This is a genomic window from Planomicrobium stackebrandtii, assembly GCF_030814955.1.
In the GTDB taxonomy this organism is placed as follows: domain Bacteria; phylum Bacillota; class Bacilli; order Bacillales_A; family Planococcaceae; genus Planococcus; species Planococcus stackebrandtii.
The window spans coordinates 185,844-194,750 of sequence record NZ_JAUSWB010000008.1; the positions used below are offsets into that span (position 1 = coordinate 185,844).

6 protein-coding genes are annotated in these 8,907 nt (G+C 45.3%); 5 read left to right on the plus strand and 1 reads right to left on the minus strand.

The genetic code is table 11. The annotated features are described in order from the left end of the window. Window positions 1-84: 84 nt before the first annotated feature. On the plus strand, window positions 85-2,694 hold the full coding sequence (locus QOZ98_RS15920) for an RNA polymerase sigma factor (RefSeq protein ID WP_308788333.1): 2,610 nt from the start codon (window positions 85-87) through the stop codon (window positions 2,692-2,694). An 86-nt stretch (window positions 2,695-2,780) separates the two neighbouring features. Continuing rightward, a complete protein-coding gene (yugI, locus tag QOZ98_RS15925; protein ID WP_142828969.1) occupies window positions 2,781-3,155 on the plus strand; it encodes a S1 domain-containing post-transcriptional regulator GSP13 in 375 nt (124 codons plus the stop codon). 26 nt (window positions 3,156-3,181) lie between these two features. Here yugI and QOZ98_RS15930 read toward each other — a convergent pair whose 3' ends face one another. Continuing rightward, a complete protein-coding gene (locus tag QOZ98_RS15930) occupies window positions 3,182-4,495 on the minus strand; it encodes a sigma 54-interacting transcriptional regulator (protein ID WP_308788334.1) in 1,314 nt (437 codons plus the stop codon). A 139-nt stretch (window positions 4,496-4,634) separates the two neighbouring features. On the opposite strand from QOZ98_RS15930, the gene pruA reads away from it, so the two are divergent. From pruA to QOZ98_RS15945, 3 genes are all read left to right on the plus strand, one after another. Beyond that, window positions 4,635-6,179, plus strand: coding sequence for an L-glutamate gamma-semialdehyde dehydrogenase (gene pruA, locus QOZ98_RS15935; protein ID WP_308788335.1), 1,545 nt, complete (start codon window positions 4,635-4,637; stop codon window positions 6,177-6,179). 77 nt (window positions 6,180-6,256) lie between these two features. Next, window positions 6,257-7,450, plus strand: a complete 1,194-nt coding sequence (locus tag QOZ98_RS15940) for an ornithine--oxo-acid transaminase (RefSeq protein WP_308788336.1) — start codon at window positions 6,257-6,259, stop codon at window positions 7,448-7,450. Between the two features lie 81 nt (window positions 7,451-7,531). Beyond that, window positions 7,532-8,776: a Glu/Leu/Phe/Val family dehydrogenase gene (locus tag QOZ98_RS15945; protein WP_142828973.1), complete on the plus strand. Its 1,245-nt coding sequence runs from the start codon at window positions 7,532-7,534 to the stop codon at window positions 8,774-8,776. Window positions 8,777-8,907: the final 131 nt, after the last annotated feature.

Below are 8,907 nucleotides of genomic sequence, written 5' to 3' on the forward strand. Positions count from 1 at the left end.
ATTTGAAACGCTGGAGAGATTGGACCGTATAACAATCAGTAAGTATAATAGAATGATTATTCCGACTAATGGAGAGGTGGGGCAATGACTTCTTTGACTGATTTATACAAACAGGCACAAAAAGGGGACAGCTCCGCTTTTTATACATGGGCCGAGAGCATTCAGCCGGAAATGGGCCGCTTTGCTTATCAACTGGGTGTTTCCTACGAAGACCTACCGGCTTTTCAACAGCTCGGTTTCCAGCAATTGCATAAACAACTGGAGCAAGTCACAGCCGAGCAGGCAAAACGCCAACTTTTTAAGTGGATGGTTCAGCATGCGACAACTCTATCCATTCCGCAGGAAGGCAAAGCATATCGCCGGATTCTTGGTTTTCAGGAAGACCAGGAATTGCATGAGGAGCTGCAAAAACTCGAGTTGGATCAACGAATATCTCTGATTTTATTTTATTTTCACGAAGTTTCCTTATCGGATATCATGACAATTACAGAAGAATCAGAGCAACAATTATTGGAGTTGAAGAAACAAGGGGTGCAGGAGTTGCAGACCCGGCTGCACTTGCAAGAGTCGCAAGTGGTGCAGCGATTGGGGATGCTTCAAAAATCCTACCAGCGTTTGATGTTGCCTTCATCGTTGGGGCAAAATGTTCAAAAAGCCGAGAACAGGCTCCTGGCTGCTGAACTCATTCCATTAACTGCCGCTCCGCCGCGCGTACAGAAAAAAAAGGCAGTTGTATTAGGTGCAGCCGGCCTTTTTCTGGCAGCAGTCATCGGCATCAGTTTTTCTGTCAATGATCAGCAGGCACGAAATTCGGGCACCACAGAATTTCAGCAGGCGGACACAGTAACTGACGAAATGGTGGCAGACTGGCGCAGCCAATACGACATGATCAAAAAAACTTCACCACAGCGATTGGGGATGACCGAGCAGCAATATAATGCGCTCGACTATGTCAAGTTGGCAGATGGTGAAATGGAGAAGGTTTTCGGTGAAGCAGCACTTGAATCATTAAAAGAGGATCCAGTGAGAATGCAAGAGGAAGTTGACCGCCTTTTCCGAATGGCCGAAACTCCGCGCGGCATGGCCCAGTCCTTATCGGGACCGAATCCGATGCGGAGCAGCGAAGTGGAAGCTTTTTTGCAAGACTATGCGGCCAAGACCGATGAACTGCGTATATTTGCGGACAGTATTCTGTTGGAATACCGGCAGGAACTAGAGTCAACGATTGTGATGGATCAACTGTCTCCGGAAAAGCTGCTTGCCCAAACGGAAAGTTTCCCCGACAAACTGCGCTTGGTTGTGGAGGCACTGCCCGAATACAACTTATTCGCAGTCGTGCATCCAAACGGCAACCGGTTCAGAACGGTGCGTGACGTTAATGTCTTAAACCAGCAACAGCCGATTGCGAATGACCCGTATGCCTGGCAGTATTTGAATTTGTTAAGTGCCGAACCTTATTTTGACAGCAGCGGCTTTTTGGTGCCGTTGAATACGATCCCCCAGCATTTAATTACTATGGAACAAGCCTTATTGGAAGAAGGAGGACCTGCTTCCTTGTTTGATAAAGTGGAAGTAGCTTATCTGCAAACCTTTTGGCAGTTAATAAAAGGAAGCGGCAACTCCCCGGTTTTTAACGAAGAGGGCAAAGTTCAATTAGAGTACCGCACTGCCTGGAGTGGTGTGTCTCTTTCCAATCCGATGGCTTATTTGATGCTGCCGATTCTGGAAGAAATGGAAGCGAGCGGTTGGACGACTTCGAAACAATACGATGAATTGGAATTCGATGATTTATCGGATGCTTTGGAAATGGAAAAGTCAGGAGAACTCGCGGACAAGCTGCCAAATGGCAATTTGGTGATTGAGGATGAATTTGTCGACTTGCAGGATTTTGACTATAGCCGCGTCGAGCCTTTGTATGAATCATTCAAAGCTTCCTATGACCTGCAGGTTTTGGCAGGGGTACCGCCTCTTGATGTGCTGTTTCTGTATCATTACGCTAATAAACTGGATGACCGGGAGACACTTTGGCATTTGTTTGCGGACAGTCCGATAAAACCGGCGCTTCAGGTGTTTCAGGAAGAGTGGCAGCCGATACCTGAGTTGACGGAAAACGCAAATTGGATTGAACTCTCTGTGGATTTTTATAGACAGCGCGTCAAAGACAAGGTTTATATTTATCCGCAAGTAGGTTCGGATGAATTTCTTGAGCGATTAGATGTGCTGCTGGTCACGGAAAAAGACCGGATTTGGCAAATCGACTACCAACGATATAATAGTTATAATTTGCCTGGAGAAGATCAGCAGTTTAGGCAACGGATCAATTCACTATATGCATCAGTATCGGGCGGATCTCAGAGCCAGTTGCCAGTTGAAACACCAGCCGGAGAAGTAGCAGGCGTATTTTTCAAAGCTGCCGATAACAAGGATATTGGCACGATGAAAAAACTGATGGCTGAAACCGGCTGGACAGATGATGAGCTGAGTTCTTTTTTGGAGTTGCACAACTTTCAGCCATTTTCCGAGATAGAGCAAATAATTTTCAGAACCCATTTCAATCCGGATATGGCTGCCGGTCTGAGGGGCGCTGCTGAAATAAAGTACGCGGCCGGATCTTCGGGCAGCCTGATTCAGGACATGTTTTTCATGGAAGAAACCGCGGACGGATGGCGGATGACAGGCTTAAATAATTACTGATTTTGCTCTCAGCATATACCTGTGCTATAATATACAGATGCCAATAGGTGTACAGGACAATTAGATATGACTAGGAGCGGGTAAACATGACAAAAACATACCAAACAGGCGATACGGTTTCAGGTAAAGTAACAGGAATCCAGCCATACGGTGCATTCGTAGCTTTAGACGACCAAACACAAGGATTGGTCCACATTTCAGAAATCACTCACGGTTACGTAAAAGAAGTAAGTGAGTATTTGGCAGTAGGACAAGAAGTTGACGTGAAAGTATTGGAAGTTGATGAAAAATCTAAAAAAATCAGCTTGTCAATCCGCGCGCTTCAAGAGCAGCCACCAGCAGCTCAAAGAACTGAAAAGCCAAAACAATCTCTTCAATCACACGTTAACGAAAGTGATTCTGAAGGATTCAATTCGTTGAAAGACAAAATGCAAGAGTGGATCAAGCGCTCTGGGCAGTAAGAAAACAGAAAAACGAAGCGCGGACATCATGTCTGCGCTTCGTTTTTTTTGATTTTCCGCAGCCGGTACTGCAAATTTTGGCGGCTCATGCCAAGAGCAGCAGCGGCTTTCGTTACATTGCCGCCATGCAGGTCCATCGCCTTTTGCAAATAATACATTTCAGCTTCGAACAGATATTCCTCCAAAGGCAAAAGCTCTGTATTGGATTGAACGATAAAATCCTCGGGCTTGAGAGCTCCTTTTAATTCGCTTTTCATCTTAAAGTGATGAGGCAGCATATCGACAGTAACGATTTCCTGTGTCGTCAGCATGGAAGTAGTCTCATCGAGCAGCAATTCAAGTTCTTTTAAATTTCCCGGCCAGTTATAGGCATGCAGCAGATCCGTTACTTCTTTGTCCAAGCCGCGGACGACCGAACCGACTTTCATCCGATGGCGGGAAAAATAATCGTTTACAAACGGCAGAATGTCTTCTTTTCTATAGCGCAGCGGCTCAACCTTGATGGTCATCGATGAAAAGAAGTAATACAGATCCTTCAGTAACTTATTCGAAGCGATCAATTCAACCGGGTCATCGCCGACGCTGGCGATAAAATACGTAATGCCGCGTGAGCCTTCCTCGGCCATTTCCAGCAATTGCTCCTGCAGAGAAAGCGGCAGCAGATCGATTCGTTCACAGTAAATCGTACCGTCGCCGATTTTTTTTATATCTTCTCCCAGTTGATCTATGATAGAACCGTCCGTTCCGTGGCAGTAAAGGGTATACATTTGCCGGTCGGAAGAATGCGCCCAGTGGATCGCCTCGGCGATCAATTCCTTGCCGGTTCCCGATTCACCTACCAGCAGCACCGGCAATTTTGCAGTCGCCGCTTTTTCGGCTATAGCAATCACTTTTTTCATGCTTTTGGAAACTGCGGTAATGGTCGAAAAGGTGATGGGCTCGTCGTATTTTCGGAGCGGCTGATAAATCACTTTTTCAAGGGTGGTGACGTCGCGCGATAATTCGATCGCCCCCAGCAATATTCCTTCATCGCGGACAGGATACGTATCATTGATGGTGGTGATTTCCTGTCCTTTGCGGTTCCAATACGTTTGTTTGACATTAAAAACAGGTGTCCCGCTTTGCAGAACCTGCAGCAGGGTGCTCTCATGCTGGTCGAAACGGAACATCTCTAGCAGCGACCGATCTGCCAGCTCCTCAAAATCAAATCCTTCAATTTCCCTCATTTTTTTATTGTAAAGAATGGTCTTTCCTTTGAGGTCGATGGCATGAATCCCAATGGCGACATGCTCTCCAGCAAATTTATAGAACGGCGATAAATCGATTTTTTCCGGTTTCAAGCTGTTCACTCCAAAATTATTTTGACTTTTTAAATAAAAACACTTGAATTATGCAACAATCTTTTGCATTATTATATATGGAAGCAGTTATAAAGTGCAAATTTTTTTTGCGCTTACTTAAAACTCAAGGAGGATTTACATGATTCCCTACAAACATGAACCATTCACAGATTTCTCGATTGACAAAAACCGCACAGACTTTCTGGAGGGCTTGAAAACAGTTGAAGCATACCTGGGTCAAGACTATCCATTGATTATTGGTGGCGAACGCATCACCACTGAAGATAAAATTGTTTCGTTTAACCCTTCAAATAAAGAAGAACTAATTGGCCGCGTGTCAAAATCAACAAAAGAATTGGCTGAGCAGGCAATGCAATCAGCTGATAAAGCTTTTAAAACATGGAAAAAAGTAAAACCTGAAATTCGCGCTGATGTTTTGATGAGAGCAGCTGCGATTGTCCGTCGCCGCAAGCACGAATTCTCGGCACTTTTGACAAAAGAAGCTGGCAAGCCATGGAACGAGGCAGATGCTGATACTGCAGAAGCCATCGATTTCCTGGAATATTACGCTCGCCAAATGCTGCGCCTGAAAGATGGCATGCCAGTGGAAAGCCGTCCAGGCGAAGACAATCGCTACGACTATATTCCATTGGGTGTAGGCGTCGTCATTTCACCTTGGAACTTTGCCTTTGCGATCATGGCTGGAACAACAGTTGCTGCGATGGTTGCAGGAAACACGGTTCTATTGAAGCCAGCTTCAACTACACCGGTTGTAGCTTATAAATTCATTGAAGTTCTTGAAGAAGCGGGCATGCCGCCGGGTGTTGTCAACTACATTCCAGGACCAGGCTCTGAAGTTGGGGATTACTTGGTAGATCACGCGAACACACGCTTTATCTCATTTACTGGTTCCAAAGAAGTCGGCCTGCGCATTGCAGAACGCTCTTCAAAAGTGAACGAAGGACAAGTTTGGATGAAACGCCTGATTGCTGAAATGGGTGGCAAGAACACAATGGTTGTGGACAAGGAAGCGGATCTTGAGCTTGCTGCACAATCGATTGTAAAATCGGCATTCGGCTTTAGCGGACAGAAATGTTCAGCTGGATCACGTGCAGTCATCGTTGAAGATGTCTATGATACTGTAGTGGAACGCGTAATTGAATTGACGAAAGAATTGACGATCGGCGATCCGGTTGATCAGTCAAACTACATGGGGCCGGTTATAGACGGCAACTCATACAAGAAAATCATGAGCTATATCGAAATCGGCAAACAAGAAGGCCGTTTGGTTGCTGGTGGAGACGGGGACGATTCGAAAGGTTATTTTGTTAACCCGACCGTTTTCGCTGACCTTGATCCAAATGCACGCGTTATGCAGGAAGAAATCTTTGGACCTGTTGTCGGAATCACCAAAGCGAAAGATTTTGACCATGCAATCGAAATCGCTAACAACACAGAATACGGCTTGACTGGCGGAGTTATCACAAACAACCGTGCGAACCTTGAAAAAGCCCGTGAAGATTTCCACGTAGGAAACCTTTACTTTAACCGCGGCTGTACCGGCGCGATTGTTGGATATCAGTCATTTGGCGGATTCAACATGTCCGGAACAGATTCAAAAGCAGGCGGACCGGATTATATCGGTCTTCACATGCAAGCAAAAACCACTTCTGAAATGTATTAATCAATCATAAAATGGTATAATAATTCACTAAAGGGCAGACGGAGGTCTGCCTTTTTTTAAAAAAAGGAGGAAATTACATGACACAAACACAAGCAATCATTGAACAAACAGAAAAATACGGGGCAAACAACTATCACCCACTGCCAATCGTCATTACAGAAGCAGAAGGAGTTTGGGTAAAAGATCCGGAAGGCAATAAATTCATGGACATGCTATCAGCTTATTCAGCTGTTAATCAGGGACATCGCCACCCGAAAATCATCCAGGCATTAAAAGACCAGGCGGATCGTGTTACTTTGACTTCACGTGCATTCCACAATGACAAATTGGCTCCTTGGTACCAAATGATCTGCGACATTTCCGGCAAAGAAATGGCATTGCCGATGAATACAGGCGCTGAAGCTGTAGAGACGGCTATTAAAGCGGCTCGCCGCTGGGCTTACGACGTTAAGGGTGTTGCTGAAAACCAGGCAGAAATTATTGCGTGCGACGGCAACTTTCACGGCCGCACCATGACAGCTGTTTCTTTGTCATCAGATCCTGAATACCGCAAAGGCTTCGGGCCAATGCTTCCTGGCATCAACTTGGTTCCTTTTGGTGATTTGGAAGCATTGAAAAATGCTATTACGCCAAATACAGCTGCATTCTTGATCGAACCAATACAAGGTGAAGCAGGAATCATTATGCCTCCACAAGGTTTCCTTAAAGCTGCGAGAGAACTTTGCCGCGAAAACAATGTTCTTTTCATTGCTGATGAAATCCAATGCGGGCTTGCCCGTACTGGAAAAATGTTTGCCTGCGAATGGGAAGATGTCAATCCAGATATGTACATCCTGGGCAAAGCGCTAGGCGGCGGGGTATTCCCGATTTCTTGCGTAGTAGCAGATAAGTCTGTACTTGGCGTATTCAACCCAGGTTCACACGGTTCAACTTTTGGCGGAAATCCACTTGCTTGTGCAGTATCAGTTGCTTCTATGGAAGTGCTGCTTGATGAGAAGCTTTCAGACCGCTCTCAGGAACTTGGAGAATACTTCATGGCGAAATTGCGTGAAATCGACCACCCTTCAGTAAAAGAAGTCAGAGGCCGCGGTTTGTTCATCGGCATGGAATTGACGGAAGCAGCAAGACCATATTGCGAACAATTAAAAGAATTGGGTCTTCTGTGCAAAGAAACGCATGACACGGTCATCCGTTTTGCTCCTCCATTAATCATTTCAAAAGAAGAATTGGATTGGGCAATCGAGCGCATTCAAAAAGTATTCTCTAAATAACATTCTCGTGGCACATAAATCTTGACCTGTGTTACACTAGATGCTGAGTAATTACTAAATAAAAAGAGGCGAACTAATACAATGGCTGAAAACTTGAACTTGTTGACGTCTACGCAGAATGTTATTAAAACTGCATTGGATAAGCTTGGATACGAAGATGCGATGTACGAACTTCTAAAAGAACCAATGCGGATCTTGGAAGTGCGCATTCCGGTGCGGATGGATGATGGCAAAACAAAAGTCTTTACAGGTTACCGTGCTCAACACAGTGATGCAGTGGGGCCGACAAAAGGTGGAGTCCGTTTTCATCCGGATGTAAATCGTGATGAAGTGATTGCTTTATCTATGTGGATGACATTAAAATGTGGAATTGTGGAATTGCCTTATGGCGGAGCCAAAGGCGGCATTATCTGCGATCCACGCGAAATGTCCATGCATGAAATCGAAAAATTGAGCCGTGGGTATGTTCGTGCAATCAGCCAGATTGTCGGACCGAACAAAGACATCCCAGCACCGGATGTCTTTACAAACTCACAGATTATGGCATGGATGTACGATGAATACAGCAAAATTGATGAATTCAACTCTCCAGGCTTTATTACGGGCAAGCCGATTGTTCTTGGCGGTTCCCAGGGCCGAGACAAAGCAACGGCTCAAGGTGTCACCATCTGTATTAATGAAGCTGCCAAAAAACGCGGCCTGGATATGCAGGGGGCACGCGTTGTTATTCAAGGTTTTGGTAATGCAGGAAGCTTCCTTGCGAAGTTCCTGCACGATGCTGGAGCAAAAGTAGTCGGGATCTCAGATGCATACGGCGCTCTCCATGATCCAGATGGTTTGGATATCGATTATTTATTGGACCGCCGTGATAGCTTTGGAACGGTTACAACATTGTTTGATAACACCATTACAAACAAAGAACTCTTTGAATTGGACTGCGATATTCTGGTACCTGCAGCGATCGCGAACCAAATTACAGAGGAAAACGCCAATGATATTAAAGCTTCTATCGTTGTCGAAGCAGCAAACGGTCCGACGACTGCTGAAGCCACTAAGATGCTGACAGACCGTGGAATCCTTTTGGTTCCGGATGTTCTGGCAAGTTCTGGTGGAGTTACGGTTTCCTACTTCGAATGGGTGCAAAATAACCAAGGTTATTACTGGACGCAGGAAGAAGTAGACGAAAAACTCAACAAAAAACTTGTAGATGCATTTGAAAATGTCTACAACGTTGCCATTACACGCAATATCGACATGCGCTTGGCAGCTTATATGGTCGGCGCCCGCAGAACTGCTGAAGCTTCACGCTTCCGTGGCTGGGTTTAAGACTAAAAAAACCGCCTGGATTCCAATCCAGGCGGTTTTCAGCTTGTTGAGAAACTAAGATTTTATTCGTTTTTACTTAGTTTAGGTTATGTAGTAAAAAAAGAATCTGAAGTTTTTAGGTCCTTCTGCTA